The organism is Bacillus sp. FCW2 (assembly GCF_021228595.1).
In the GTDB taxonomy this organism is placed as follows: Bacteria; Bacillota; Bacilli; order Bacillales; family Bacillaceae; genus Bacillus; species Bacillus velezensis.
On the sequence record NZ_CP089436.1, the window covers coordinates 430,891 to 456,594 of the forward strand.

General features: G+C 45.9%; 27 protein-coding genes and 2 riboswitches. Of the genes, 18 read left to right on the plus strand and 9 right to left on the minus strand.

The annotated features are described in order from the left end of the window. Positions 1–19: 19 nt before the first annotated feature. A complete protein-coding gene (tnrA, locus tag K3G25_RS02365) occupies positions 20–352 on the minus strand; it encodes a MerR family transcriptional regulator (protein WP_003154734.1) in 333 nt (110 codons plus the stop codon). A gap of 193 nt (positions 353–545) precedes the next feature. Here tnrA and K3G25_RS02370 point away from each other — a divergent pair, with 193 nt between their 5' ends. The 4 genes from K3G25_RS02370 (at position 546) to K3G25_RS02385 (ending at position 2,312) form a co-directional block, all read left to right on the plus strand. Then, entirely contained in the window at positions 546–701 is a 156-nt protein-coding gene (locus tag K3G25_RS02370; RefSeq protein ID WP_003154733.1) for a hypothetical protein, read from the plus strand. An 88-nt stretch (positions 702–789) separates the two neighbouring features. After that, the gene (locus tag K3G25_RS02375) at positions 790–972 is read left to right on the plus strand and encodes a Fur-regulated basic protein FbpA (RefSeq protein ID WP_003154731.1); all 183 of its coding nucleotides are present in this window, start codon (positions 790–792) and stop codon (positions 970–972) included. A gap of 142 nt (positions 973–1,114) precedes the next feature. Next, complete coding sequence (locus K3G25_RS02380) at positions 1,115–1,579, plus strand: MarR family winged helix-turn-helix transcriptional regulator (protein ID WP_007610911.1); 465 nt, start codon at positions 1,115–1,117, stop codon at positions 1,577–1,579. Between the two features lie 178 nt (positions 1,580–1,757). After that, positions 1,758–2,312: a YkoP family protein gene (locus tag K3G25_RS02385; protein ID WP_007407215.1), complete on the plus strand. Its 555-nt coding sequence runs from the start codon at positions 1,758–1,760 to the stop codon at positions 2,310–2,312. 9 nt (positions 2,313–2,321) lie between these two features. Here K3G25_RS02385 and K3G25_RS02390 read toward each other — a convergent pair whose 3' ends face one another. Further along, positions 2,322–4,157, minus strand: a complete 1,836-nt coding sequence (locus K3G25_RS02390; RefSeq protein ID WP_205160653.1) for a DNA ligase D — start codon at positions 4,155–4,157, stop codon at positions 2,322–2,324. 2 nt (positions 4,158–4,159) lie between these two features. Then, positions 4,160–5,041: a non-homologous end joining protein Ku gene (locus tag K3G25_RS02395; RefSeq protein WP_172869181.1), complete on the minus strand. Its 882-nt coding sequence runs from the start codon at positions 5,039–5,041 to the stop codon at positions 4,160–4,162. A gap of 590 nt (positions 5,042–5,631) precedes the next feature. Here K3G25_RS02395 and K3G25_RS02400 point away from each other — a divergent pair. The 4 genes from K3G25_RS02400 (at position 5,632) to K3G25_RS02415 (ending at position 9,493) form a co-directional block, all read left to right on the plus strand. Beyond that, on the plus strand, positions 5,632–6,267 hold the full coding sequence (locus K3G25_RS02400; protein WP_404977504.1) for a DedA family protein: 636 nt from the start codon (positions 5,632–5,634) through the stop codon (positions 6,265–6,267). Positions 6,268–6,512: 245 nt separating this feature from the next. Then, positions 6,513–7,295: a TerC family protein gene (locus K3G25_RS02405; RefSeq protein ID WP_059367117.1), complete on the plus strand. Its 783-nt coding sequence runs from the start codon at positions 6,513–6,515 to the stop codon at positions 7,293–7,295. A gap of 276 nt (positions 7,296–7,571) precedes the next feature. Further along, positions 7,572–8,327 (plus strand): RNA polymerase sigma factor SigI, encoded by a 756-nt coding sequence (sigI, locus tag K3G25_RS02410; RefSeq protein ID WP_003154719.1) that lies wholly within the window; start codon positions 7,572–7,574, stop codon positions 8,325–8,327. Continuing rightward, positions 8,324–9,493 carry an anti-sigma factor domain-containing protein gene (locus tag K3G25_RS02415; RefSeq protein ID WP_014417566.1) on the plus strand — a complete coding sequence of 390 codons (1,170 nt, stop codon included), beginning with the start codon at positions 8,324–8,326 and terminating at the stop codon, positions 9,491–9,493. Before sigI ends, K3G25_RS02415 begins: the two co-directional genes overlap by 4 nt. A 6-nt stretch (positions 9,494–9,499) precedes the next feature. Here K3G25_RS02415 and K3G25_RS02420 read toward each other — a convergent pair whose 3' ends face one another. Next, positions 9,500–9,694: an alpha/beta-type small acid-soluble spore protein gene (locus K3G25_RS02420; RefSeq protein ID WP_003154717.1), complete on the minus strand. Its 195-nt coding sequence runs from the start codon at positions 9,692–9,694 to the stop codon at positions 9,500–9,502. A 135-nt stretch (positions 9,695–9,829) separates the two neighbouring features. Beyond that, a complete protein-coding gene (locus K3G25_RS02425) occupies positions 9,830–10,531 on the minus strand; it encodes a DUF1836 domain-containing protein (protein ID WP_012117404.1) in 702 nt (233 codons plus the stop codon). 148 nt (positions 10,532–10,679) lie between these two features. Between K3G25_RS02425 and htpX the strand changes: the two genes are divergently transcribed. The 4 genes from htpX to K3G25_RS02445 all read left to right on the plus strand — a co-directional run bounded on the left by htpX (position 10,680) and on the right by K3G25_RS02445 (position 14,025). Further along, positions 10,680–11,573, plus strand: coding sequence for a protease HtpX (gene htpX / locus K3G25_RS02430; RefSeq protein ID WP_007407207.1), 894 nt, complete (start codon positions 10,680–10,682; stop codon positions 11,571–11,573). Positions 11,574–11,731: 158 nt separating this feature from the next. Beyond that, entirely contained in the window at positions 11,732–13,084 is a 1,353-nt protein-coding gene (locus K3G25_RS02435) for a TrkH family potassium uptake protein (protein ID WP_007408478.1), read from the plus strand. Between the two features lie 94 nt (positions 13,085–13,178). Further along, positions 13,179–13,853, plus strand: coding sequence for a DUF421 domain-containing protein (locus tag K3G25_RS02440; RefSeq protein ID WP_021493789.1), 675 nt, complete (start codon positions 13,179–13,181; stop codon positions 13,851–13,853). A gap of 1 nt (position 13,854) precedes the next feature. Next, a complete protein-coding gene (locus tag K3G25_RS02445; protein WP_007610936.1) occupies positions 13,855–14,025 on the plus strand; it encodes a hypothetical protein in 171 nt (56 codons plus the stop codon). Positions 14,026–14,066: 41 nt separating this feature from the next. On the opposite strand, the gene K3G25_RS02450 is transcribed toward K3G25_RS02445, so the two are convergent. Beyond that, a complete protein-coding gene (locus K3G25_RS02450) occupies positions 14,067–15,089 on the minus strand; it encodes an acyltransferase family protein (RefSeq protein ID WP_014417570.1) in 1,023 nt (340 codons plus the stop codon). 255 nt (positions 15,090–15,344) lie between these two features. On the opposite strand from K3G25_RS02450, the gene K3G25_RS02455 reads away from it, so the two are divergent. Beyond that, positions 15,345–17,564, plus strand: coding sequence for a PAS domain-containing sensor histidine kinase (locus K3G25_RS02455; RefSeq protein ID WP_021493787.1), 2,220 nt, complete (start codon positions 15,345–15,347; stop codon positions 17,562–17,564). Next, positions 17,561–18,058, plus strand: a complete 498-nt coding sequence (locus K3G25_RS02460; protein WP_021493786.1) for a methylated-DNA--[protein]-cysteine S-methyltransferase — start codon at positions 17,561–17,563, stop codon at positions 18,056–18,058. Before K3G25_RS02455 ends, K3G25_RS02460 begins: the two co-directional genes overlap by 4 nt. 241 nt (positions 18,059–18,299) lie before the next feature. Here the strand turns inward: K3G25_RS02460 and mtnA are convergent, their stop codons facing one another. The 3 genes from mtnA to K3G25_RS02480 all read right to left on the minus strand — a co-directional run bounded on the left by mtnA (position 18,300) and on the right by K3G25_RS02480 (position 21,688). Then, positions 18,300–19,361 (minus strand): S-methyl-5-thioribose-1-phosphate isomerase, encoded by a 1,062-nt coding sequence (gene mtnA / locus K3G25_RS02470; RefSeq protein ID WP_017417644.1) that lies wholly within the window; start codon positions 19,359–19,361, stop codon positions 18,300–18,302. A gap of 6 nt (positions 19,362–19,367) precedes the next feature. Next, the gene (gene mtnK, locus K3G25_RS02475; RefSeq protein WP_232489568.1) at positions 19,368–20,552 is read right to left on the minus strand and encodes an S-methyl-5-thioribose kinase; all 1,185 of its coding nucleotides are present in this window, start codon (positions 20,550–20,552) and stop codon (positions 19,368–19,370) included. 109 nt (positions 20,553–20,661) lie between these two features. Then, positions 20,662–20,816, minus strand: a riboswitch (SAM riboswitch). A gap of 92 nt (positions 20,817–20,908) precedes the next feature. After that, positions 20,909–21,688 carry a carbon-nitrogen family hydrolase gene (locus tag K3G25_RS02480; protein ID WP_029974836.1) on the minus strand — a complete coding sequence of 260 codons (780 nt, stop codon included), beginning with the start codon at positions 21,686–21,688 and terminating at the stop codon, positions 20,909–20,911. Between the two features lie 91 nt (positions 21,689–21,779). Here K3G25_RS02480 and K3G25_RS02485 point away from each other — a divergent pair, with 91 nt between their 5' ends. From K3G25_RS02485 to K3G25_RS02500, 4 genes are all read left to right on the plus strand, one after another. Continuing rightward, entirely contained in the window at positions 21,780–22,976 is a 1,197-nt protein-coding gene (locus K3G25_RS02485) for a pyridoxal phosphate-dependent aminotransferase (RefSeq protein WP_014417575.1), read from the plus strand. A 36-nt stretch (positions 22,977–23,012) separates the two neighbouring features. Further along, positions 23,013–23,112: riboswitch (SAM riboswitch) on the plus strand. An 81-nt stretch (positions 23,113–23,193) separates the two neighbouring features. Then, positions 23,194–24,408: a 2,3-diketo-5-methylthiopentyl-1-phosphate enolase gene (gene mtnW, locus K3G25_RS02490; protein ID WP_029974834.1), complete on the plus strand. Its 1,215-nt coding sequence runs from the start codon at positions 23,194–23,196 to the stop codon at positions 24,406–24,408. Next, positions 24,405–25,109 (plus strand): 2-hydroxy-3-keto-5-methylthiopentenyl-1-phosphate phosphatase, encoded by a 705-nt coding sequence (gene mtnX / locus K3G25_RS02495; RefSeq protein WP_029974832.1) that lies wholly within the window; start codon positions 24,405–24,407, stop codon positions 25,107–25,109. Before mtnW ends, mtnX begins: the two co-directional genes overlap by 4 nt. Next, positions 25,067–25,696, plus strand: a complete 630-nt coding sequence (locus K3G25_RS02500; RefSeq protein WP_095061345.1) for a methylthioribulose 1-phosphate dehydratase — start codon at positions 25,067–25,069, stop codon at positions 25,694–25,696. Before mtnX ends, K3G25_RS02500 begins: the two co-directional genes overlap by 43 nt. Positions 25,697–25,704 lie beyond the last annotated feature (8 nt).

A 25,704-nucleotide genomic window follows, 5' to 3' on the forward strand; every position in this document is an offset into this window, starting at 1 on the left:
AGGAGGCGGACTTTTTTGATCAGCGGTTTTTATACTTAAAATGAGCATTAAGCTGTCCTTCCAGCATTTTTTTGCGGAGCTGCGGGTCGTTTTTGAGAGCCTGTTCTTTTTTTCGCATGTCTTTTAAAATCTCAGCCGTCTGCACGCCGTCTTCCCGCTTGTTGGCAATATCCATCAGCCGCTCAACGTCCGCGAAGGAATACTTTCTCGTTCCCCGTGATGAACGCTGCGGGTAGATTAATTTCCGTTCTTCATAGTATCTGATCTGTCTGACTGACAATCCGGTTAATTCGCTTACAATGCCGATCGAGATTACTTTTTTATCTTTGTAAGATTGTTCGTCTGTCGTCATTTTTCCACCCCTGGATGTCTTTTACTCATATTATATAAGAAAAAAAGAGAAAAAACCTGACGCTTGTCAGGTTTTCTGACGCGGAATAGAAAATTTTAGAAAAAAAGCGGCAGAAAAATTGACAAGGTTAATGCATGGTCCTTTGCCCCGTTTTATGCTTACTGTACAGACACAATGAGGAGGAAGGATAGGAATGGAGAAAGAAAAAGCGGTTTCGCTGGCAAAAGAAATCATTGAATTAGATATGAAACGCGATGAAATGCTGGAGGCGTTCATGCAGCTTGCCGGGGAACACGCTTTTCCGCTGCTCAGAGCCGTCCAGAACGGACTTTACCGAAAAACATCATAATCTACAGAAGTTTTACAATGGCTTTATACGTCTTTGATATAAAAGCGTTATTCTGATCATAGAATAACGGAAAACAAAGGAGGCCGCCATGAGTCGTTTGCTTCAAAATGCATTGGACAAAGAGAGAAACCATTATTCCAAAAAGCTTCTGCAGATCGGAGTCTATACGAAAGAAATACTCAATTCCATGACAATTACGGAGCTGAGAAAGGAATACGCGTATTTTTTTCGGAACATTCCCTATAAAGAACGGAACCCTTATACAAATTAAATGATGTATAAGGGTATTTTTTTATATAAAAAAGAAGGAATTCTGAAAAACGGCACGAATAGAATATAAAACAAAGAACGACTCTTATGAATTGTAAGGGTTTACATTATTTTTTTATAAAAATCTTAAATACGGGGTAGATATGATGAGATTATCATTTAACGAAGAAGAAGTGATGCGTTCGATGAATTTGTACAAAGTTTTTGCAAGGGCTTTCAAGAGTGTGTCTGAACACAGCATCCGCGACAGTAAAGAACACGGTTTTAATCCGACTGAATTTGCCGTTTTGGAGCTGCTCTATACGAGAGGACCGCAAAAGCTTCAGCAAATCGGGTCGCGTCTTTTGCTTGTCAGCGGGAATGTCACCTATGTCATCGACAAGCTTGAAAGAAACGGGTTTTTGGTCAGAGAACAAGACCCGAAGGACAAACGGTCTGTTTACGCCCATTTAACTGATAAAGGAAACGAGTATTTGGATAAAATTTATCCGATTCATTCATTGAGAATTGCGAGAGCGTTTTCAGGACTTATGCCTGAGGAACAGGAACAGCTGATAGCCTTACTGAAAAAAGCGGGAATTCACAGCCAGCATTTGCTTTTCCGTTAAAAGAAAGCGGATACAAACACTCTTCTTCACGAAGAGTGTTTTTTTCTGTTCCGGACAGTAGAGCCTGAAGCGGTTTTTGCATAAGCTGATACAGGTCGGCATCATTATTTACCAATCATAATGTGACATGCCCCATGCCAAAATATGAGGGTGCTTTGAATATAAAGAAGGTGAACATGTGAGAAGCTGTCTGCTGTCTATATGGTACTTACTTGATCCGCTTTATTTCTTCTTTACCCGGCTGACGCTGATTGATAAACGGCAATCGAATGTATTCCGCGTCCGTTTGACAAGATATAAAGGAAAAGAAGTCATCCTGAGCGACGGAACCAGAATTAAAAAAAACGACGTGTTAGTTAAGATTCATCTTCATAATGTCAAACTCCTGAAAGAGCTGCAGCCTATTGAAAGCGCGGTCAGAAGGGGGATTATGCTATATCAGAAGGTATATCAATCCATGCCTCATTTAGCGGATTATATTAACCAGCATAAACGGAAAGACGAGATTAAGGGAGTCGTCGGCATTACAATGCTTCATAAAGGAGCGGCGAGACTCGGTTTTGATGTGATAAAACCGTCCAGCGGCTGCTACAGGCTGTTTAAGAAAGCGGCCCATATTCCGATTTTATACTTTACTGCAAAACAGCTCACCCTCAAAAACATTCCTTACTCCTGCTATTTATTTATTTCCAAAGAAAAATTGATGTGCACGTATCAGACTGAAAAGAGCTGACAAAAAGCGTCAGCTCTTCCTCTTGATTTGCTCAAGCACGATTGAAAGCGGGCCGTCCTGCGGATTCCGGTAAAAATCATAAAACGGATCTCCCTCTGTCCTGACGCGGTTCACTACTGTATCGATCGTATAATCATCAGGTGTTAAAGAGGAGTTGACTTCGCTCCAATAAAGGGGAGCCGCAACCGTTCCCAATTCGTTGCCCCGGGTCGAATAGGGGGCGATAATGGTTTTCCCTTCGGCATGCTGCAAATAATCTAGGTAGAGCCTGCCGTTTCGGTTTTTGATAAACCGCTCTGTCGTAAAAAGATCCGGGCGCGTCCTGACGCAATAATCGGCGATGAGCATTGTGAACGCACGGGTTTCTTCATAGCTGAATGCTTCCGGTGAAAGCGGGATGTAGAGCTGAATGCCTTTATTTCCGGAGAGCTTCGGGAATGACGTAATGCTGAATGAGTCAAACAGCTGTTTCAGCACATGCGCAGCCTCCACTGCCATAGGAAAATCATTCCTTGACGGAGGATCAAGGTCAATGACAATCTCTGCGGGTCTTTCAGAATGCACTGTCTGAAACGGAACGTGAAATTCAAGCGCCAGCTGATTGGCCAGCCATAGAAGTGACGGTATGCTGCTGCATACGATGTGCTCGTGGCTCCCGTCAAACACGCTTGAGACAAAGTCCGGCGTGTAGTCCGGTTTGTTTTTTTGAAAAAAAGATTCGCCAGGCGCGCCGTGCGGATAACGGATCACCGTGACGGCCCGATCTTTAAGAAAGGGCATAAGAAAATCGCTCATTTTCACCATATAACTAAGGAAATCTGCTTTCGTTTTTTCACGTTTTTTAAAAACGATCTTATCCAGGCTTGTGAACTGCAGCTTCGGCGGCAGCGTTTTAGAGCGGAGGGTGAGCTGCTGATACGTGCATTCCGTCCAATCCATTTCAAACTGAAAAGACACAAAAGATACTTCACGCAGCGTGTCCTGCAATATGGTTAAATACTGCACGGTCATGCAGATAGAAGGCTCAAGTGTATATTCGCCGCTTGGCAGTTTTTTTCCGTGGGTCTCCATAATGGTTCTGACGGCGTTTTTTTCTTCCGCCTGCATGCCGTGGGAAACGGAAGCGATCGGGACGGCGGTGCCGTCTTTTAAAACAGAGGCTGTTACATACCCGTTCTTCGGATTGAACCCGGTTAATAGCACGTGTGCCGTTTTCATATGTTTATACTTTTGCCAGTCGGGAGAGCGTTTATTTTCCGCCCAGCCGCTTGATGCTCTTTTTGCTACGATACCTTCTCCGTCATGGCGGACGACCTTGTCCCAAAGCGCATCAAAATCAGTGTGCTCCGGAATGTATTGAATCGCTTCTTCCGCTAAGTGATGAGGGCAGGCGGGAAGATTTGCTTCTTTAAACAGTTTGGAAAGGGCGCGCTTCCGTTTCACATACGGTAATGAGACGGTGCCGGCGCCTTCCAGAACGAGGAGATCAAATGCCAGAAAGCGGCACGGCCGTCTATCAGCGGTGCTTTCAATTGCTTCCGTCCGTTTTAAACGTCCGCGGATTTGAAGATGCTCAAAGTCCGCTCTGTACGGATTGATTAAATAGACAAGCTCTCCATCAAGCGTGATGGGGAACCTGTCTTTCATGTGCTGAAAACACCGGGCCGCAAAAGCCGTGATTTCCGGAAATTGATTCGTCAGCGTCTGTCCGTTTCTGCTGGTTAATGTAACGCCGCTTTCGTCTATGCGGAGAAGACAGCGGAATCCGTCATACTTTACCTCATAGCGCCACTCACTGCCTTCAGGCGGTACAGAGGTCAAAATCGGCTGCATCGTCAGCACCATGATTAAGACATTCCGGCTTTTTGTCTGGTCGTCTTTTGCTTTTTGCCTCCGCCGCCTGCTGACGCGGCGTCTTTTGTCCGCGCCGGTGCAGCCTGTTCGCGATCCGGCCGCTTCGTCCGGTCAATGCTTGCCTGAAGCGCGCTGACAAGATCAATGACATCTTCGCGCGGGCCGGCAGCAGCCGGTGTCACGCCCGCTTCTTCATGTTCGAGCTTATCGTTAATTTTAGCGAGAAGGGCTTTCCGGTATGTGTCTTCGTATTGTTCCGGGTCAAACTCGGTTGTCAGTTCATTAATTAGCGTAATCGCCGTCTGCAGCTCTTTTTCATTAACGGCTATCTGCTCGGGAACGCCCGGCACATGTCCGGCATTTCTGACTTCATCCGGATAATGAATGGATTCCATCACGATGCAGTTGTCATACACGCGAAGAATCGCAAGCTGCTGTTTAGAGCGGATCGTAATGGAGGCAATCCCGATTTTACCCGTCGTCCTCAGCGCTTCCCGCAGAAGTGTATAGGCTTTTGTGCCGTTATCTCCCGGCCCGACATAATACGACCGGTTAAAATAAATCGGATCAATTTCCTGCAGCTGGACAAAGTCAACAATCTCAACCGCTTTTTCTTCATGTTCCTGTTTTACGTCTTTCAAGTCTTCGTCTGTCATAATGACGTATTTCCCTTTTACATACTCATAGCCTTTCACGATTTCATCAGGTTCCAGACTTTTTTCACATCCGGTGCAGATTTTTTCGTATTTAATCGGCGCATGGTCTTCTTTATGAAGACTGCGGAATTTTATATCTTTATCTTCAGTGGCCGCAAAGAGCTTGACCGGGATATTGACGAGACCGAAACTGATCGAACCCTTCCACATCGTGTGCATGAATAAAAACTCCTTTTTGTCTTTATTGTGGATAAACGGGTCCGTTCCATGTGTAGCAACTTATGGGTGTTGCGGCGCTTCATGGAGCGGCTGTTCCATTTCCTCAGGCGGAAATGGTCGGCTGAAAAGCAAATGAATTCTCTATTTACAATCAGTGAATCGGTAAGTTCTTTAAAGCGCTGAAGTCCCTGAAAATCATCAGTGGTAATCAAAAAGATTATACAAAATCATTCCCCGGGAAATGCCCACGCATTCCCATGTAATGCCTGAGAGAATTTCCCGCTCCCATAAAAACAGATCCGGTGATGGAAAAGATCCCGGCAAAACGCAATGCCCATATGCTGAATTCACGGTCAGCTGCCGCTTACCGCGAAGGGTAACTTTTCCGGAGATCTTCAGTGATGTAAACGCCGCCAGACAAGCAATCAGGAGACAGGCGGGACGTTGTATTGCGCTTATTCCCTCCCGCTATACCGATCTGAAACGACTCACATTTATAACGGGCATGTCTAAAAGATATTTCAGCCTCAAGGTTTTGTGTTAAAATCATTCTTAAGTTTCGGAATATAGACGTAAGCCGGGAGTGATAGATCATCGAAGATTTCATCATATCAATAATAGAGGCGTTTAAAAGCTTATCTTACGCCGGGATTTTTTTGGCGCTCAGTATAGAATTCATCCCGGCGGAAATTGTTCTTCCGCTTGCGGGCTATTGGGTCTCAAAAGGGGATATGACGCTTGCCGGGACCGTGTTTGCCGGTTCGCTCGGCGGTGTTTCAGGTCCGCTTGTCTTATATGGAATCGGCAGGCTGGGCGGTCGGCCGTTTTTGCTGAAATATGGAAAGTATATATGGATAAAACCCGAATCCCTGCAGAAATCAGATGATTTCTTTCAGAAGCACGGAGGTTTGGTCGCGTTCAGCGGCCGTTTTATACCGGGGGTCAGGACGCTGATTTCTTTGCCGTGCGGCATTGCGAAGATGAATGTCTGGGTGTTCTCCCTATATACATATGCAGCGATGCTGCCGATTACATTTGCTTACGTATACCTCGGAATGAAACTCGGGGAAAATTGGAAAAGCGTCGGTTCCATTCTCGATCAATATATGCTGCCGCTCGGTATATTCATTGTGTTGCTTCTCATTCTTTGGATGTCTTTAAAGAGAAGAAAACAGCGGGCCAAAACAGAAAAAATTTCTCAATTTGTTAAAAAAGTTAAGCGTTGACAAATGGTGAAACAGGCTTTATCATGAGCGTATAAACAAATATTTCTTGAAATCCCAAAGGGGAGTAGCGTCCGGATATTCCGGAAACAAAGTCGTCAATTCATGGATCATATCCATCGGCTTTGTTGGCATGCCAATCATTCATGTCTAGCAAGACCTTTGCCTTATATCGGCAAAGGTCTTTTTTGCGTAAAAAACCGCCGGTATAAGCTCGGATGATAGAAAAAAGAAACGGAGGGAATGGATTGGACTTTGCATTATTATTGGAGTATGGATGGGTTCTTCTCGTTTTAATCGGGCTGGAAGGGATTTTGGCGGCGGATAACGCGCTGGTGATGGCTGTGATGGTGAAGCATCTTCCTGAAAAACAAAGGAAGAAGGCTTTATTTTACGGATTGGCGGGTGCATTTATTTTGCGTTTCGGGTCGCTGTTCGCCATTTCTTTTCTGGTGAATGTTTGGCAGGTCCAGGCCGTCGGCGCTTTATATCTGTTTTACATTGCGGTCAGCCATTTGCTGAAGCGGTATGTATTTAAAGATAACGCCGGTCAGAAAATGCAGAAAGAAAGCGGGTTTTGGCAGACTGTCTTGAAAGTGGAGCTCGCGGACATCGCTTTTGCCGTTGACTCCATTTTAGCGGCGGTCGCGCTTGCCGTAACACTCCCGGGAACAGAGCTTCCTGCCATCGGCGGCTTGGACGGCGGTCAGTTTCTCGTTATTTTAGCCGGCGGCGTAATCGGTTTAATCATTATGCGTTTTGCGGCATCAATGTTCGTATCCTTACTGAAAACCAGGCCGGGCCTTGAAACGGCGGCATTTGTGATTGTCGGATGGGTAGGCGTAAAGCTCGCTCTTTATACATTGGCCCATGAGGAACTCGGTATCATTCCGGCAGATGTCATCCATTCGGCGGCCTGGAAAATCATTTTCTGGGCGGTTCTGGCTGCCATCGCGGTTTGCGGATGGTTTATGTCAGGAGCAAAACAAATAGAGTCTGGCGCGGAATCGGAAAAAAGAGAACACGCGTAAAATGATCAAAAAGGGAGTCTGGCTTTTTAAAAAGCAGGTTCCCTTTTTTGTTTGAAACGCTTACATTTAAGACATATGATAACAATTTTATAACAGCATTGTTACAAAAAACACAGAGAAAACCCCCTTAATTCTGCATGGGGGCACGAAATCATGTATAGTACGTCTTATTGGCTTGTCATAATTGAGACAAATGAAATCGATTTCTCTTTTTCTTCCTTTGCGAATCCCTACTAAATTAGCTATGATTATGAGTAGTTATAGGGAGGAACTGAGGTGAAACCAGTGCTTAGCCTTTTGTTTAAATTGGGAAAAAAGAAGCAAACGCTTGAAACATCTGTTGAAAAAATACAAAAAGGCGACAAAGATCTGCAGAACGATTTAATACAGCAATATAAGCCTTTTATCGCGAAGACGGTTTCATCCGTTTGTAAACGATATATAGATGAAAAAGACGACGAATTCAGCATCGGGCTGATCGCGTTTAACGAAGCCATTGAAAAATATTCGGCTGAAAAAGGTAATTCGCTGCTTGCATTTGCAGAGCTGATTATAAAAAGAAAAGTGATAGACTATATCAGAAAAGAAGCAAGAACCGCTCAGCATATCAATATGGATGTGCAGGAAGGCGACGACCAAGAATCTTCGCAGAGCCTTATCGAAGCGGAGCTTTCCATTGATGAATACCGCAAACAGATAGAACAGGAACAGCGCCGGGAAGAAATTCTTTTTTTTCAGAAGCAGCTGAAAGAATACGGGCTGTCTTTTAAAGAGCTGCTGGAACAATCGCCGAAGCATACAGATGCGAGGCAGAATGCGATTAAGGTAGCCTACACGCTTGTTGAAAATGAAGAGCTGGCGTCCATTTTGCACCAGAAAAAACAGCTTCCTGTCAAACAGCTGGAGCAACTCGTGTCGGTCAGCAGAAAAACGATCGAACGGAACCGAAAATATATTATCGCCATGAGTATTATTATTACCGGTGATTATATTTATTTAAAAGATTATCTTAAAGGGGTGTTGCACTCATGAGAAGAGGGATCATAGTAGAGAAAAATAAAAAATTCGTCACGTTGCTAACCCCTGACGGACAATTTTTAAAAACAAAAAATGATCACCGCACTTGTGAAATCGGAGAGGAAATTACGTTCGAAGGCGAAACGCGTATGGGAAGAAGGGCCAGCTTTTTTGATTTTCTGAAACTGCGCCCTTTTAAATTGGGAGTGTTTACGATGACTGCTATTATTTTGTTTATTTTAATTTTGCTCCCGGTTTTTTCGGATAACAAAGCTTACGCGTATATGACGCTTGACATTAATCCCAGTATTGAAATGGCTTTAAACAGCAAATATGAAGTCATTGAACTGACACCGCTGAACCATGACGCCAAACAGGTCATCAGTGACATCGGAGATTGGAAAAGCAGCGATTTTAAGGAAGTCATCAGTAATATTATTACCGATTGCAGCAAGCATGGATATGTAAAGGAATCAAAAGAGATTTTAATTTCCACGGTTTATGAAAATACAGATGACAATACATATAAAAAAGGCGTTAAAAAACAGCTGGCCGACATGACTGAAAAATATAAGGGCACCTACCAGGTCCAATCGCTTGAATCTGATATGGAAACAAGAGAAAAAGCAAAACAGGAAGGGATGTCAACAGGCAGCTACATAAGAAGAAACGAAAAGAAAACAGAAGAAAAACAGCCTGAAAAGCAAACCGACGGCAATGAAACAGATCAAAAAGATACCGAAACAGACGCTGATCAAAGCGAGCAGCCGGACACAGATAAGCCGGCGGCTGATGAAAAGACAGCTCCTGATGAAGAAAAGGCAGCAGAGAAGCCGGGAAACAATGAAACAACGCCCGGTACGGAAGAAGCGAAGCCGGACAGTCAGGACGGCAATCAGCAAACCGAAAAAAATGCAGCTTCCGGATCAGAGGAAAACACACAGAAGGAACAAGATGGGGAAACAGAGCAGCCCCCAACACAAAATCCTCAGGAAAACGGAAATGACAAAGAGCCTAAGCAAAAGTATTACAATCATTACTGGAATCATGATCGCAATGAACATTGGGAATCCTATCGGCATCATGAAGATTCGTCAGACCGAAGGAATCCGAACGGCTACCGGCACGGAAAGGAGAATGCCGATAAATATCAAAATTCGCCGAGAAGTCCCGGCGAATAAGCTGCATTATTGATTTTTCCCGTTTAATTGTGATTGAGCCTGCTGTACAAGACGTTTTGTCATTTCCCCGCCTACAGAGCCGTTTGCGCGTGCTGCTGTATCAGAACTAAGGTTCACGCCGAATTCTTGAGCCACTTCGTATTTAAATTGGTCAAGTGCCTGCTCAGCCCCTGGAACTAAGAGTTTATTTCTGCTCGCCATCTTTTTCATCTCCTTTTCTCTGGCAAGATGTGTTTTCGCATTTTAGTTTCAAACGGAACGGTATTGATTATGCTGGCAATTGTTGTACAGCAAAAAAACCCCGGCGCAGACACCGGGGCGAAGAAGCGTTATGAATTATAATAAATGGCTGATCATTTTGTAGGCTGAGGCTTGAATATGGAAAGTCAAAACGGAGAGCACCGTGACGGCGATTATGGATCTGATATTGTTCCATTGTCCGCTTCCGAGTTCTTTAAAGCAGCCTTTGAGCTTGTCCGTCTGCTCTTCGACGAGCTCCTGCAGGCTCGTTTCCTTCATCGGCGGGTTTGCCTTATGATGAAGATAATCAATCACTTGGGCGCAGCTTTCATAGTAGCTGATCGGGCTGATGACGTCGTCTGATCTGTCTGTGATCGTGTTAAAAGCGATTTTTAATATGCCGCGTATATGTTCGAAGTCATAAATTGATTTTAAATCACGTACAATGAGAAGGATGACAGCTTGTTCAATTGTATATTTTTTGCCGAGTAAGGGGTGGCCGATTAAATCTTTAATATCGCGCTTCACCCAGTTTTGGACGGCGGTTGATTTTAAAGACGTCAGCTCGCACAGATTTCCCAGCTCGACAATCTCGTTAGTTGAAAGCCCGTATTCCTTTTTCTCTTTTTTTCGTTCGAATCTCGTCAGAAATTCAGGGATATGCAGACGGCTTTCCGCTTCATCCAAGGTCATATCCGCTGATTGCAATAAGATTTGGAGAGGGGTTGCGTCTCCTTGGCCTTTTAATGCGTAAAGAAGCCGGACCATATCAGTTCGGGTCAGTTTAAACGTGTTCATGGTTCACCTCTGATTGATTACGTGTTCACTTTTTAATATCACTGAGAATTACATTAACATCATACGTCGAAATTGTTGCATTTTCAAACAGATCATTTATAATTTAAGTAAATAAGTTCTTTTGATCTTAAAAAAGACGGAGGTAATTATGGCGAAAAGAATATTTCTGTTTATTTTAACGAACCTTTTGGTCATTACGACAATCGGAATTGTGCTTACGATTATTACAAGCGTTACCGGTGTCGGCTCGTATATACAAAATGGCCGCATTGATCTGATGGCATTGCTCGTGTTCAGTCTTGTCGTCGGTTTTGTCGGTTCTTTTATTTCTCTCGGAATGTCCAGATGGATGGCCAAAACGATGATGGGCGTCCGGGTGTTAAATCCGAAGAAACAGTCGCTCAGCTATGAAGAGCAGCAATTGGTTGACCGTGTGCACAGATTGTCACGTGCCGCAGGGATGACGAAAATGCCTGAAGTCGGCATTTATCATTCCCCGGAGGTCAATGCTTTTGCGACCGGGCCTTCTAAGCGCCGTTCGCTTGTCGCGGTTTCTTCAGGTTTATTGCAGCAGATGGATGATGCTGCGGTGGAAGGGGTTCTTGCCCATGAAGTCGCACACATCACAAACGGTGATATGGTCACGATGACGCTGCTGCAGGGAATCGTCAATACGTTCGTCGTATTCCTTTCCCGAATCGCGGCATGGGTTGCAAGCCGCTTCGTCAAAGAAGACCTCGCGCCGGTCGTTCATTTTATCGCGATGATCGTGTTTCAGATTATCTTTTCCATTCTCGGCAGTCTTGTTGTCTTCGCCTACTCGCGCCACAGAGAGTTTCACGCTGACCGCGGCGGTGCAGACCTTGCCGGCAAGGATAAAATGATTCACGCCCTGCGTACGCTGAAGTCTTATACAGGACATGTGAATGAAGAAGACCAAACGGCAGTGCAGACGTTAAAAATTAATGGCAAAAAGCATTCGTCATTGTTCTCCACACACCCTGATCTCGATGAGCGCATTCGCAGGCTGGAAGCAAAATAATCAACAAAACCTCTGACAATCGTTTCAGAGGTTTTTTGTTTAAAGATCGGCAAATTACATAAGGTAATGAAAAATCTTTCTAAAAAGACCTTTAAAAATTCTCCCAATATCATTAGAATAATTACGTACTACATTTGAGAGGCAGAAGGAACTATCTTATGAAATTAAAACTGAAGAAATTCATACAGATCTTGTCGCCAGCACAGCTGATTGCATTATATTATTTTCTTGCTGTGACGGTGGCATTTATTTTGCTAAGTCTGCCGGCCGCCCACAAACAAGGGGCCAGCTGGTCGTTTATAGACGCGCTGTTTACGGCTGTCAGCTCAGTCAGTGTCACCGGTTTAACGGTCGTCAACACGGCTGATACATTCAGCACGGCCGGGATTGTCATTTTGGCTTTCGTGCTTCAATTCGGCGGAATCGGCATCATGACGCTCGGAACATTCGTCTGGCTCATTATGGGCAAACGGATCGGTCTGCGGGAACGGAAGCTCATCATGGTGGATCAGAATCAATCGCAGTTTTCCGGTATCGTCAACCTGATGAAGCAAGTGCTGTTTTTGATTTTATTAATCGAGTTTTTAGGCGGCATCATCTTAGGAACATATTTTTTAACGTATTATGATTCGTTTGAACAGGCATACTTGCACGGATTCTTTGCGAGCGTCAGCGCCACGACAAACGGCGGTTTTGATATTACGGGAAATTCACTCGTCCCGTTCAGACATGACTATTTCGTGCAGTTTATTACGATGCTTCTGATTATTTTCGGTGCGATCGGTTTTCCGGTGCTCGTTGAAGTAAAGGACTTTTTGTTTTCAAAACAGCGCAGATATTCATTCACGCTGTTTACGAAAATTACGACCGTTACGTTCGGAATGCTCGTTTTGTTCGGAGCCGTGGGCATTTACGCGCTTGAAGCAAGCCATGTCATGAAGGGGAAAAGCTGGCATGATGTTTTATTTTTATGTCTCTTTCAATCAACCGCTACGCGAAGCGGCGGGCTTGCGACAATTGATATCAGCCAGCTGTCGGCGCCGACATTATTTTTCATCTGTGCCCTCATGTTTATCGGCGCATCACCGAGCTCGGTCGGCGGCGGAATCCGTACGACGACGTTTGCGCTTAACCTTCTTGCTCTGTTTCATTTTGCCCGGGGGAATAAAGCGGTCAAGGTCTTTAAACGCGAGCTTCACCAGGCTGATGTCATGAAGTCGCTGGTCGTTACGATGATGGCGATTCTGCTCGTGTTCGGATCGACGCTGATTCTGGCCGTGACGGAGAAAAATCAGACGCTGCTCGGACTGCTTTTTGAAGTGTGTTCCGCTTTCGGAACGACCGGCCTGTCGCTCGGGATTACTCCGCATTTAAGCGACATCGGAAAATGCGTGATCATGATTGTGATGTTTATCGGCCGGATCGGCATTTTGACGTTCCTTTATTTGATCGGCCGAAAAGAAATCGAAGCAAATTATCACTATCCGAAGGAAAGAATGATTATCGGCTGACACCGCTTTTCAGAAAGCGGTGTTTTTTATTGCCGTAAAATGGATGTGTGGAAACAGTTTCTTTGGAGATTCTACTTGTAAAGAGGTGACGTCATTGTTTGCCGTATTTTGGAAGTCGGTAGTTATGATAGCGGTCGGTACCTTTTTATTGCGGATTGCCGGACGGAAATCAATCAGCCAGCTGTCGGTGACCCAGACAGTCATCATGATTTCGATCGGCTCGATTATTATTCAGCCGTTTATTGAACATAATTTATGGGAAACCATTTTCGCGGCGGCGATTTTTATTGCGGTGTTAATCCTGATGGAATATTTAGAAATCAAATCAAGCTTTTTTGAGTTTTTATTTTCAGGAAAAACCGTCGCCGTTGTCAGAAACGGAAAAATCATCCCGGAAAACTTAAAAAAAATGCGTTTTACCGAAGCTCAGCTGTCAATGAGGATCAGGCAGGAAGGCCTCGGAGACATTCAAGATTTTAAATATGTGCTGCTTGAGCCGAACGGACAGATCGGCTATGAACTCATTGATGAGGCCAAAAACGTGACAGTGCGCGACTTGAAAAAAATGCTTGATGAATTCAAAACAGATTTGCTGACAGAAGGAGGAAATCAAATGAAACGCAAAGCAGCAAAGAATGAAGCTTTAACCAACAACAACACACCGACTGAGAGCATGGACAAAGATGCATACAAAACACAATATGACGGTGATCCCGGACTGAGAGGCGCAAACCGCAAATCAAAACACGGCAAACAAGGAGGCGAGTAACATGACGAAAAAAAACCGCCACAGCAAAGACATGCAAAACCATAAAAAGCCGATGGACCCTAAATTGCTTGAAGAAGAGTTTGCAAGCGAGCTCGGTGATTATAACGCCGGAAAATGGATTGAAACGCTTGAACAGACGAAGCCAAAGAAAAAAGAAGACGGCAAACAATAAAAAACACCTCTTAGGCGGCAACGCTTAAGAGGTATTTTGCATTATTTCGAATAAGCACCGTTTCTTGTTCCTTTCACCGCTTCAAGCAAGCCGGTTATCCGCAGCTCAATAAACGGCTGTGCGGCCGTTTTCACCGCATTGCTGGAGAGAATGGACGTAAGAGCGGCCGTTAACATTAAGAGAATGACTAAATTCTGGTAATCAGACAAGTGATCTTCAAGCCCGATCTGCCGCAGCGTTTTTATAATGAATCCATGCAGCAGATATACGTAAAACGTTCTCGTCCCCCATTTCGTAAAGAAATAACGCTTTTGCGGAACGAGCGCCAAAAAGCTGAAAGTGGCGGCAAAGGCCAAAACATACCAGCCGATGCGCGACAGACCGCTCAACAGCGACACTGTGCCGAATGTGGAATAAGGCTCCGATCCGAACAGCCACGAGTAATCAAAGTCAATGCACCAGCATAACAGGAAAACAATCCCCAGCACGCCCGCGGCAATCTGCCTGCCTCTTTTAGCCCGAAGCAAATCAAAGTGCTGTTTCTTTAAATAAAACCCGACGAGAAACATCGGAAGAAAAACAAACGTCCGTGAAAGACTCAGCGTGCTGCTGATAAAATCAAGATACCCGATCATGACGGCAAGCCCGCAGCTCGCCCCAAGCGCCCACATTTTCGGCAGCTTCGTAAAGGGATAAAGCAGCAGATTCCAAAAGAATAAGCTGACTAAAAACCAGAGAGACCACTGCGGATCAATCGGATTGACGCTTGCCATGCTTTCATCCTGAATCAAATAGTAAAAAACTGAGTAAATGCCCTGGAAAATCAGGTACGGAATAATCAGCTTCACAGCCAGCTTCTTCACATAACCTGTCCGCTTAAAGTTTTTTGCGAAATAGCCGGAAACCAGGATAAAGGCCGGCATATGAAAAGTATAAATGAATTTGTAGAGATGGAGCATAAACTCATTTCCGTTAATAAATGACCGGAGGATATGGCCGAACACTACCAGAAAAATCAAGATAAACTTGGCGTTGTCAAAGTAACTGTCTCGCGATTTTGTCATAGCATCACCTTCTCTTCAAAAATCATCCACTGCATGATTATTTCCTGTTGGTGTTCATTTTAAAATAAAAAACAAAAAATTGAAGGAGGACAAAAGGGATTGTTAGGATGATGTAACGGGGAGGTAAGGATCGTAGAAAAAGACTTTAACTTGTCATATCATTGAAATTTTCTGAAATGTATAGGGCGAATGAAGGAAGATGAGGTATTTTGTAGAAATATTGAAGGATAGGTTTTTGAAGAAGGAGTGTACTGAATGGCTGAAACTCTGGATTTGCAAACAAACGAGTCGCTGAAAGAGCAGCTGAAGCGGATGAAAGAGGAAAATGACCGCCTGAAGAGTGATTTGAACCGGTATCACGTGATTATGAATAACACGCTTGATGCCATTTTTATATGCCATAAGGAAATGAAAATCGTCCAGGCGAACGAGGCTGCGGCCCGGATGATGCAGATTGAGGCAGAGAACCTCATTAACCGCTCCGTCCTGGATTTTTTATATTCCGTGCCTCAGGAAGAACTGAATAAGGCCGTGAAAAAGTTTTTAAAAAAAGGCCATCTGTGGAAAGAGGTGCCGATTAAGCTTGACAGCGGCGCGACGAAATACATTGAATTCCTCGCCAGAGACGGAATTGGGGAGGATTATTTTTTTGTGGTGATGAGGGATATCTCCTCTAAAAAAATATTAGAGCGCGAATTCTCCATGAACGAGCAGCTGTTTAAAGATTTGTTTGACAGGGCTGTCGACGGCATCGTGCTGTTTGATAAGGACGGCGGGTTTATTGATGCGAACCTCTCTTTTTGCAAAAGCTTTGAGATCGGCCAGAATGAATTGTCCCATCTGTCGCTCCGCCATTTTACCGACGGAGAAAACAAAAAGCATCTGAAAGAAATCTGGGAAACCCTCCGTAGAAAAGGAAACGCCAAAGGAGAACTGCCCGTCAAGCTTCGGTCCGGCGAAGAGAAGCTGTTTGAATTTACGATTACGTCCAACTTAATCAGCGGGTTCTACATGTCCATTATGAGAGACATAACAGAGAAACGGCTGATGGAATTGAAACTCTTTAAAAGCGAAGAGCGATTCCGCGAAATTTTTGAAAACGCCATGGACGCGATTGTCATTTGGTCTGATGACGGAAAGATTGCCAAAGCAAACGAATCGGCGTGCCGCATTTTCGAACTGCCGATGGATAAGCTGGTGGAGACGAATTTATGTACGTTTATCGTTGATCCGCAGAAAAAATACAAGCAAATTAAGAAGAAATATGAAAAATACGGGGAAATCCGTGAAGAAATGCTGTTTCAGATGGCAAACGGCCAATTTAAAGAGCTGGAATTCACATCAAAACGAACCATACTTGAAGGTCAGCATTTAACCATTTTAAGAAATGTCAGCGATCGTAAGCGGATGGAAAAAGAATTGCGGGAAAGCGAGCTGAAATTCAGAAAAGTATTCAACGGCTCAATGGACGGCAAGGTCTTATTTGACAACCAATTCCGCATTATTGACGCGAATCCTCTCGCAAGCCGTATACTTGGTATGCCGGATGAGGAGCTGAGAGCGTACACCGTTCCGGATATTCTTTCTTTATTTGATATTGAAAACGCGGGTGTTCCCGCCAGAAAGATTGATTTAGAAGGAATGGATAATGAAATCCCCTTCCTGTTAAGCAGCAGCGACAGCCGCAAACTGGAATTCTCCTTCAAAAGAAATATCATTCAAAATATGAATCTGGCCATCTTTAAAGATGTCACAGAGGCCAAAGAGCTTGAAGAGAGGCTGCGGAAATCCGATACTCTTCATGTTGTAGGGGAGCTGGCGGCGGGCATCGCCCACGAAATCAGAAACCCGATGACGGCGCTGAAAGGGTTCATTCAGCTTCTTCAAGGAAGCATTGAAGGCGAATATTCTCTGTACTTTAACGTCATTACCTCAGAATTAAAACGCATCGAGTCTATCATCACTGAATTTTTAATTTTAGCGAAACCCCAGGCGATATTATATGAAGAAAAAGACGTGACGCAGATTATGAAAGACACGGCTGATCTTTTGAATGCCCAGGCCAATCTTGTCAATGTGCAGATCCATCTGAACCTGACCGGAAACATCCCGCCGATTTACTGTGAACCGAATCAATTAAAACAGGTGTTTATCAATATTTTAAAAAACGCCATTGAAGTCATGCCGGGTGGCGGCAATATCTACGTGACCATTCAGTCTTCTGATCAAGACCACATTTTGATTTCTATTCAAGATGAAGGAACAGGCATTTCCGAAGACAAATTAAAACGTCTGGGTGAACCATTTTACACGACAAAAGACAGGGGAACGGGCCTCGGCCTCATGGTCAGTTATAAAATCATCGAAGAGCATCAGGGCCGCATTCATGTGGAAAGTGAAGAAGGGAAGGGCACCGTTTTTCATTTGACGCTTCCGGTCCGGCAGAATACGGAAGAAAGAAGGAGCGGGGAATGATCTGTTTTACAAGTGTAAGAGCGCCGTTTGGAACCGTCATCGTAACAGAGGAAGAGAGCTTTATTACCGGCCTGTTTCTCACCGTGGAAGATTTTGAGGAATGGCGGAAAGACGCGCCCGGCGTAAAGCCGTGCGAAACCGCTTTGCTGTCGGAGGCGAAACAGCAGCTGGCATCATATTTTTCAGGAGAAAGAAAGCAATTCTCTCTGCCTCTGAGACAAAAAGGCACACCCTTTCAGGAAAGGGTGTGGAACGCGCTGACGATGATTCCTTACGGGGAATCCCGAAGCTACGGCGATATGGCTGAAGCGATCGGAAAACCGAAAGCGGTGCGCGCCATCGGACAAGCCAATAAACGAAACCGGCTGCCGATTTTGATCCCGTGCCATCGGGTAATCGGCAAAAACAGCGCCTTAACGGGATACGCGGGCACGAAGACGGATGTAAAAGCGGTGCTGCTGAACATCGAACAAATATCCTATAAAGAAAAATAAAGCGTATGGCACGTTCCGTTTTTTCGCGTCCGACATATCATTTTATTAAGTGAAAAAAGTTGCCCTGATGAAAAAGGAGGACGAAGCCTGATGAAAATGAGCCGTCCGCAAAAGATAGCCGGTTATGCAGAGCTGTTTTTTAAAATGCATCTCATTACAGCCGCCCAAAAAGATGAAGTGATTACATTGTGCAGACAAAAAAACCGCTGACATTGCCTGAGGCAATATCATCAGCGGTTTTTCAGCTCAGCTGGCAGTCAGCGAATAATTGTTCAATTTCTTCCGTGTAAGAACCGGTCACAATTCCTTTCTCGGTTATTATGCCGGAAATCAGGCTGCCCGGTGTGATGTCAAAGGCCGGATTGAAGACCGGAACATCCTCGGGAGCGGTGCGTATGCCGGAGATCTGTCTGACTTCATCCGGATCTCTTTCTTCAATCGGAATCTGATCGCCGTTTTCAATCTGCAAGTCAAATGTCGAAAGCGGTGCGGCCACAAAAAACGGAATTTGAAAGGCGTTTGCCAAAATAGCGAGGCCGTACGTTCCGATTTTGTTGGCCGTATCACCGTTTTTTGCAATTCTGTCAGCGCCGACAATGACCGCAGAAATATGTTTTTCCTTCATTGTATGGGCGGCCATGCTGTCCGTAATGAGCGTGACATCAATTCCGCCCTGCATCAGCTCCCACGCCGTCAGCCGTGATCCTTGAAGAACGGGTCTTGTTTCACATGCGTAGATATGAAGGCCGAGGTCTTTTTGTTTCGCTAAGTAAAAGGGAGCAAGCGCCGTACCGTACCGGCTTGTGGCAATCGAGCCCGCATTGCAGATGGTCATGATCTGGTCGCCTTTATTAAAAAGGTGCAGAGCATTTTGGCCGATCATTCGGCATGTTTCTTCATCCTCAATCTGAATTTGAATGGCTTCATGAACGAGAGTTGTCTTCGCTTCATTGATTGAGATCGCATCCCTGATCGAATCCGTAAGTCTGTCAAGCGCCCACGCAAGGTTGACGGCAGTGGGCCTCGAACTGTTTAAATACGCTTTGACATCCGCGAATTGACGTCGGAAATCTGAAAGGTCGCGGGCTTCAAATGACTTGGCGGAGAGCGCGAGTCCGAACGCCGCGGTTATACCGATGGCCGGGGCGCCCCTTACTTTCAGCGTGACAATCGCGTCGAATACATCTTCCTTTGTTTCAAGTTCCGCATATTCAGTGACGTCGGGAAGCTTTTGCTGATTTAAAATGCGGATGTAGGTTTCTTTCCATTCTACAGAACGGGGGATGGCAAATTCATTGGTCATGCTGCATCATTCCTTTACACGGAGCTTAAATTGGTCCAGAACCTCGGTGATATGCTTCAGTTCTTTTCTGTTTTCGATATAATAGGCGCCGATGTCAAGCGCCAGCTTTTTCCGTTCGATTCGTTTGTCAAACGGAGTGATTTCATCTAAGTCAGCCACATGGGCGAGTCCGATCGTGCGCCGGATCAATTCGCATCCCGCAAAACCGACCGCTTCCTCAAACGCGTTTTTCAGTGTGTCTTCCAGCAGGTGTCTGCGGGAAGGCAAGCAGTCTTTCTCCCATGCTTCACTGAATGTTTTCACAAATGTATCCCATACGGCAGCGGTGTGGTCATATAACGGCTGTCTGTCGTCACCGTCGCGGCTGAGGGCGTTTAACAGCAGATTGGCGATAAATTGGCCGATGTCAAACCCGATCGGTCCGAAGAAAGCAAACTCGGGATCAATCACCTTTGTTTCATGTTCATCGGCGAAGATGCTTCCCGTGTGCAGATCGCCGTGAACCAATGTTTCCGCGGAATTCAGAAAGATGGCTTTCAATTCGTCAGCGCCTTCTTTCAGCCGGGAATTGTTCCAAACTTTTTCTGCGTATGGGCGCAGCTCCTCTTCAAAATCGTTTGTCTCATGGTCGAGAAACGGTTCTGTAAACACAAGCCTTTCTGTAATATTGCAAAGCTCAGGATTTGTAAACTGCTTTGCGAGCTGCTGCTTTACTTTCGCATCAAGCACATAATCGGATGAGTAAAAAAGCGTCTTCCCTAAAAATTCACCGATATGAACCGATAAGTTCGGATAATGCTGCCCTTCCAGCAGCCCTTTTCTTGAAATCCGCAAATGGGAGAGATCTTCCATTACCGTGACGGCCATTTCAGTATCGGAATAGTAAACGGCCGGAACGAGGTGCGGCACGTGTTCGCCCTGGCGGATGAGGGCGCTGCTTTCGATTCTCGCCCGGTCAATGGTAAGCGGCCAGCTTTCACCGACGACTTTCGCGTAAGGGATTGCCTGTTTAATAATCAGTCCTTTTTTGTTTTCTTTATCGTAAACATGAAAGACGTAATTTAAATTGCCGTCGCCGATTTCACGGCATGTCAGAGTGCTTTTGCTTTGGAATAAGCCGAGCTTGACGGCTAACGCGGCGGCGGAGCTTTCTGTTAATTGTTCATAAAGACTTGTTTTAGTTGCTGACATGGATTTACCCTCCAATTATGTAGTGGCAGTAAGAGATCGTGACGGAGAATACGCCCGAAAAAAAGCCTCCTTCTCTGAAAGAGAAGGAGGCTGAAACAGTGCAGTCCGCCTCTTATCTCTCAGATAACATCTGATGGAATTAGCACCGTGCCTTATGAGACAATCGTCTCGGCGCAAAATGTACGCGCCCCATTTCACAATGGAATTACGGTCGGTTGCTGTTGGGGTCAAAAGGCCAATCCCTCGCCCAACTCTCGATAAGAGAAAAATATATTGATTTGTATCACAATTCGGATTAATCAGTTGATGAAAATATTAGCAGGTGCCGGATATTCTTGTCAACGTTTTTTTGAAAATTAATATAAATCACGCCGCAAGTCTTGGAAAACCGGAATGGTTCCCCGCACGTCCGCGCTTTCTGACACATCAATTTCCGCCCGGACTGCGCCTTCCGTCCGGTCTCCTTCGGCTAAAATTCGGCCCCACGGGTCAATAATCAGGCTGTGGCCGGCAAATTCATTATCGGGATTGGACCCCGTGCAGTTAGAGGCTGCGACAAAACATTGGTTTTCAATTGCTCTGGCGATAAGCAGGCTTCGCCAATGATCAAGGCGGGGCAGAGGCCATTCAGCAGAGATAAACAGGACATTCGCGCCCTGGGACGTATGCTTTCTGATCCATTCGGGGAAACGGATATCATAGCAGATCAGCCCGGCGCACTTGACACCGTCAAGCTCAAAGGAACCGTCACTGTTTCCTGCTGACAAGTAAAGGTGTTCATCCATCAGCTGAAACAGATGTGCTTTCTGATACCGCTTCACGATCTGTCCGCTGTTATCGGCGATGTACATGGTGTTATAGACATTTTCGCCTTCTTTGACCGCAAAAGATCCGGCAACGAGGTGTACGTTGTATGTTTTTGCCGTTTCTTTAAGCCATTGTTCCGAAACTTTGCCGTTTTCATCCGCCAGCTGATCTAGCCGTGTGAGATCATAGCCGGTCGTCCACAACTCAGGAAGCACGATTACATCCGCATGGCGGCTTTCTTGCTCAATCAAAGATTCTGTTTTTTTAAAGTTTTCTGAAGGATTTCCGTATGAAATATCAAATTGCAAACAGGAAACGGTCCATTTCATTTTTTAACACCTCAAGTTTCTCTTTACTTTTTTTATTTAACCATATATGATGATGGACTATCATTTCAAGACATTTTTAGAAGGTGAAAATATGAACTTTGAAATCTCAGATGTACTCAAACAGCTGCCGGAACAATTTTTCGCATCATTGGTGCAAAAAGTGAATCAAAAGCTGAAAGAAGGCAGAGACGTCATCAATTTAGGGCAGGGAAACCCTGATCAGCCGACGCCTCAGCATATCGTTGAAGAAATGAAGCGCGCCGTCGAAAGGCCGGAAAATCATAAATACTCATCATTCCGGGGCGCTTACAGCTTCAAAAAAGCAGCCGCTGCATTTTATGAAAGGGAGTACGGGGTCACGCTTGATCCGGAAACGGAAGTCGCCGTGCTGTTCGGAGGCAAGGCGGGACTTGTTGAGCTTCCGCAATGTCTTTTAAACCCTGGAGATACCATTCTGGTGCCTGATCCCGGATATCCTGATTACTGGTCAGGCGTCGCTCTTGCGAAAGCGAAAATGGAAATGATGCCGCTGACGGAGGAAAGAGGGTTTCTCCCTGATTACAGCGTAATTCCTGAAAAGGTGCGGAGCGAGGCGAAGCTGCTGTATCTCAATTATCCGAATAATCCGACCGGCGCTGTGGCGACAGAGGCGTTTTTCGAGGAGACGGTCGGTTTTGCGGAGCAAAACGGCATTTGTGTCGTTCATGATTTCGCGTACGGAGCCGTCGGCTTTGACGGGCATAAACCGCTGAGCTTTTTGCAGACCGAAGGCGCAAAAGAGACGGGAATCGAAATCTATACCTTGTCTAAAACCTATAATATGGCGGGCTGGCGGGTCGGATTTGCCGTCGGAAACGCTTCTGTCATCGAAGCGATCAACCTTTATCAGGATCATATGTTTGTCAGTTTGTTTCCCGCGGCGCAGCAGGCGGCGGCAGCCGCTCTTTTAGCGGATCAGGCATGCGTCGCAGCGCAAAATGACAGATATGAATCGAGACGCAATGCATGGATTGAAGCCTGCCGCGATATCGGCTGGGATGTGACGGCTCCGGCGGGCTCCTTTTTTGCATGGCTCCCTGTGCCTGACGGTTATACGTCACAGTCGTTTTCAGACCTGTTGCTCGAGAAAGCGGATGTCGCGGTCGCTGCCGGAAACGGGTTCGGAAAATGGGGGGAAGGCTATATAAGAGTCGGTCTTCTGACAAGTGAAGAAAGACTTAAAGAAGCTGCGGAACGGATCGGGAAACTGAATCTTTTCACCCGAAAAAGCATTGACATATCAGGATAACAATGCGATAATTCAAAATACTTTATAAAATCATTATTCTTATCAAGAGCAGGCAGAGGGACGAGCCCGATGAAGCCCGGCAACCGACTGATAAAGCACGGTGCTAATTCTTGCAGCAGGAGCTGAGAGATAAGATTCGGACATAACACGAAGCCTCTTTCTGCTCATACGGAAGAGGTTTTTTTATGTTTTGCGAAAGAAAGAGAGGCGTTCACGCATGAGCGAAGTATTGGCAACATATCTTCTGACAGACACAACGGACAGTGAAAAGCGGGCGGAACAGATTGCGGCGGGGCTGACGGTAGGCTCCTGGACTGACCTGCCCCTGGTGAAGCAGGAACAGCTCAGAAAACATAAAGGGCGGGTCGTAAAAGTTGAGGAGAAAGAAGGAACCTCAGAAAACGAAACACAATCCGTCATCACCATCGCCTATCCCGAGGCGAACTTTTCAAGAGATATTCCGGCCGTCCTGACGACGGTATTCGGAAAGCTGTCACTGGACGGAAAAATAAAATTGACTGATCTTGAATTTTCCGAAGGGTTTAAACGCTCCCTTCCCGGGCCGAAATTCGGTATATACGGCATCCGCAAACTGCTGGGCGAATTTGAAAGACCGCTTCTGATGAGCATATTTAAAGGCGTGATCGGACGGGATCTCGCCGACATTAAAGAACAGCTCAGACAGCAGGCGCTCGGCGGCGTGGATCTTATTAAAGATGACGAAATTTTCTTTGAAAATGAACTGGCTCCGTTTGAAACCCGCATTATCGAAGGAAAACAAGTCCTGAAGGAAACCCGGGAGGAGACGGGGCATAAAACGCTGTATGCCGTAAACCTTACGGGAAGGACCGCTGAATTGCGGGATAAAGCGAGGCGCGCGGCAGAACTCGGGGCGGACGCGCTTTTATTGAATGTGTTCGCTTACGGTTTAGATGTGATGCAGAGCCTTGCTGAAGACAGGGAAATCCCGCTTCCAATCATGGCGCATCCGGCAGTCAGCGGCGCGTTCACATCATCTCCCGTTTACGGCTTGTCGCATGCGCTTTTGCTCGGCAAGCTGAACCGCTATTGCGGCGCTGATTTCAGCTTATTTCCGTCACCTTACGGAACCGTTGCTCTTCCGAAGGAGTCCGCGCTTGCAATCCATGATGAATGTGTAAAAGACGATGTCTTTCATCCGTCGTTTGCCGTCCCGTCAGCAGGCATTCACCCCGGTATGGTGCCATTATTGATGCGCGATTTCGGCATCGATCACATCATCAATGCCGGCGGAGGCATTCACGGCCACCCGAAAGGAGCCGAGGGCGGCGGAAAAGCGTTCCGCGCCGTCATTGATGCGGTGCTTGAAGCGCAGCCGATTGAAGAAAAAGCCGCGTCGTGCAAAGATCTTCAGCTCGCATTAGACAAATGGGGAAGGGTGGAAGCCGTATGACCCGCACACCGCTGATTATTTGTGATTTCGACGGAACGGTCACCATGAACGACAACATTGTCAGCATGATGAAAGAATTCGCGCCTCCTGAGTGGCTTGAATTAAAAGACGGTGTTCTGTCAAAAAGCATATCAATCCAAGAAGGAGTCGGCCGGATGTTCGGACTGCTGCCGAGCAGCTTAAAAGAAGAACTGACCGGCTTTATCCTGAAGGATGCGAAAATACGGGACGGCTTTTTGGCTTTTGTCTCGTTTGTTCGCTCAAACGATCTCCCGTTTTATATCGTAAGCGGGGGAATGGACTTTTTTGTGCATCCGCTTTTGGAAGGGATCGTAGAAAAGGAGCGGATTTTCTGCAATCATGCATCCTTTGACAATGAATATATTCATATAGACTGGCCGCACGCCTGTGACGGAGCCTGTACCAATCAATGCGGCTGCTGCAAACCGTCAGTCATCCGGAAGCTATCCGATCAGCAGAAATTTCTCGTTATGATCGGTGATTCGGTCACGGATGTCGAGGCTGCAAAGTTATCCGATATGTGCTTTGCGAGAGATTATCTTTTGACTGAATGCAAAGAACTCGGCCTCCGGCATCTGCCTTTTCAAGATTTTCATGAGGTGAAAACAGGCATTGAAAACATCGGGGAGGTGCAGGCATGGCTGCAAAAGAAGAACGCTGGCGCGAACTTGCCGAGGTAAAACGCGAGCTGGCCGAAAGAGACTGGTTCCCGGGAACGAGCGGGAATCTTTCCATCAAAGTATCTGACGGGCCGCTGACTTTTCTCGTTACGGCGAGCGGAAAAGACAAACGAAAAGAAACAGACGAAGATTTTCTCTTAATCGATGAATACGGGAAGCCCGCTGAGACAGGCCATTCTTTAAAACCTTCAGCGGAAACGCTTCTCCATACTTACTTATACCAAAAGACAGACGCCGGCTGCTGTCTGCATGTCCATACCGTCAATAATAATGTCATCTCAGAGCTTTACGGGGATGAAAAACAAATCACTTTTCAGGGGCAGGAGATGATTAAGGCGCTCGGATTATGGGAGGAAAACGCGTCCGTGACCGTTCCGATCATTGACAATCCGGCGCACATCCCGGCATTGGCCGAAAATTTCGCGCACCATGCGGACGCCGGCTCAGGCGCGGTGTTAATCCGCAATCACGGCATTACGGCATGGGGACGTACCGCATTTGAAGCGAAAAGAGTGCTGGAAGCCTATGAATTTTTATTCAGCTGTCACCTCAAGCTTCTGTCACTTCGTCCGCAGCTGGTAAAATAAAAGGAGGA

Bases quoted from the DNA above. Each gene is read 5' to 3' on its own strand.
- tnrA (WP_003154734.1), bottom strand. From the start codon at position 352: ATGACGACAGACGAACAATCTTACAAAGATAAAAAAGTAATCTCGATC.
- K3G25_RS02370 (WP_003154733.1), top strand. From the start codon at position 546: ATGGAGAAAGAAAAAGCGGTTTCGCTGGCAAAAGAAATCATTGAATTA.
- K3G25_RS02375 (WP_003154731.1), top strand. From the start codon at position 790: ATGAGTCGTTTGCTTCAAAATGCATTGGACAAAGAGAGAAACCATTAT.
- K3G25_RS02380 (WP_007610911.1), top strand. From the start codon at position 1,115: ATGATGAGATTATCATTTAACGAAGAAGAAGTGATGCGTTCGATGAAT.
- K3G25_RS02390 (WP_205160653.1), bottom strand. From the start codon at position 4,157: ATGGTGCTGACGATGCAGCCGATTTTGACCTCTGTACCGCCTGAAGGC.
- K3G25_RS02395 (WP_172869181.1), bottom strand. From the start codon at position 5,041: ATGCACACGATGTGGAAGGGTTCGATCAGTTTCGGTCTCGTCAATATC.
- K3G25_RS02415 (WP_014417566.1), top strand. From the start codon at position 8,324: ATGAGAAGAGGGATCATAGTAGAGAAAAATAAAAAATTCGTCACGTTG.
- K3G25_RS02420 (WP_003154717.1), bottom strand. From the start codon at position 9,694: ATGGCGAGCAGAAATAAACTCTTAGTTCCAGGGGCTGAGCAGGCACTT.
- K3G25_RS02425 (WP_012117404.1), bottom strand. From the start codon at position 10,531: ATGAACACGTTTAAACTGACCCGAACTGATATGGTCCGGCTTCTTTAC.
- htpX (WP_007407207.1), top strand. From the start codon at position 10,680: ATGGCGAAAAGAATATTTCTGTTTATTTTAACGAACCTTTTGGTCATT.
- K3G25_RS02435 (WP_007408478.1), top strand. From the start codon at position 11,732: ATGAAATTAAAACTGAAGAAATTCATACAGATCTTGTCGCCAGCACAG.
- K3G25_RS02445 (WP_007610936.1), top strand. From the start codon at position 13,855: ATGACGAAAAAAAACCGCCACAGCAAAGACATGCAAAACCATAAAAAG.
- K3G25_RS02450 (WP_014417570.1), bottom strand. From the start codon at position 15,089: ATGACAAAATCGCGAGACAGTTACTTTGACAACGCCAAGTTTATCTTG.
- K3G25_RS02455 (WP_021493787.1), top strand. From the start codon at position 15,345: ATGGCTGAAACTCTGGATTTGCAAACAAACGAGTCGCTGAAAGAGCAG.
- K3G25_RS02460 (WP_021493786.1), top strand. From the start codon at position 17,561: ATGATCTGTTTTACAAGTGTAAGAGCGCCGTTTGGAACCGTCATCGTA.
- mtnA (WP_017417644.1), bottom strand. From the start codon at position 19,361: ATGACCAATGAATTTGCCATCCCCCGTTCTGTAGAATGGAAAGAAACC.
- mtnK (WP_232489568.1), bottom strand. From the start codon at position 20,552: ATGTCAGCAACTAAAACAAGTCTTTATGAACAATTAACAGAAAGCTCC.
- K3G25_RS02480 (WP_029974836.1), bottom strand. From the start codon at position 21,688: ATGAAATGGACCGTTTCCTGTTTGCAATTTGATATTTCATACGGAAAT.
- K3G25_RS02485 (WP_014417575.1), top strand. From the start codon at position 21,780: ATGAACTTTGAAATCTCAGATGTACTCAAACAGCTGCCGGAACAATTT.
- mtnW (WP_029974834.1), top strand. From the start codon at position 23,194: ATGAGCGAAGTATTGGCAACATATCTTCTGACAGACACAACGGACAGT.
- mtnX (WP_029974832.1), top strand. From the start codon at position 24,405: ATGACCCGCACACCGCTGATTATTTGTGATTTCGACGGAACGGTCACC.
- K3G25_RS02500 (WP_095061345.1), top strand. From the start codon at position 25,067: ATGGCTGCAAAAGAAGAACGCTGGCGCGAACTTGCCGAGGTAAAACGC.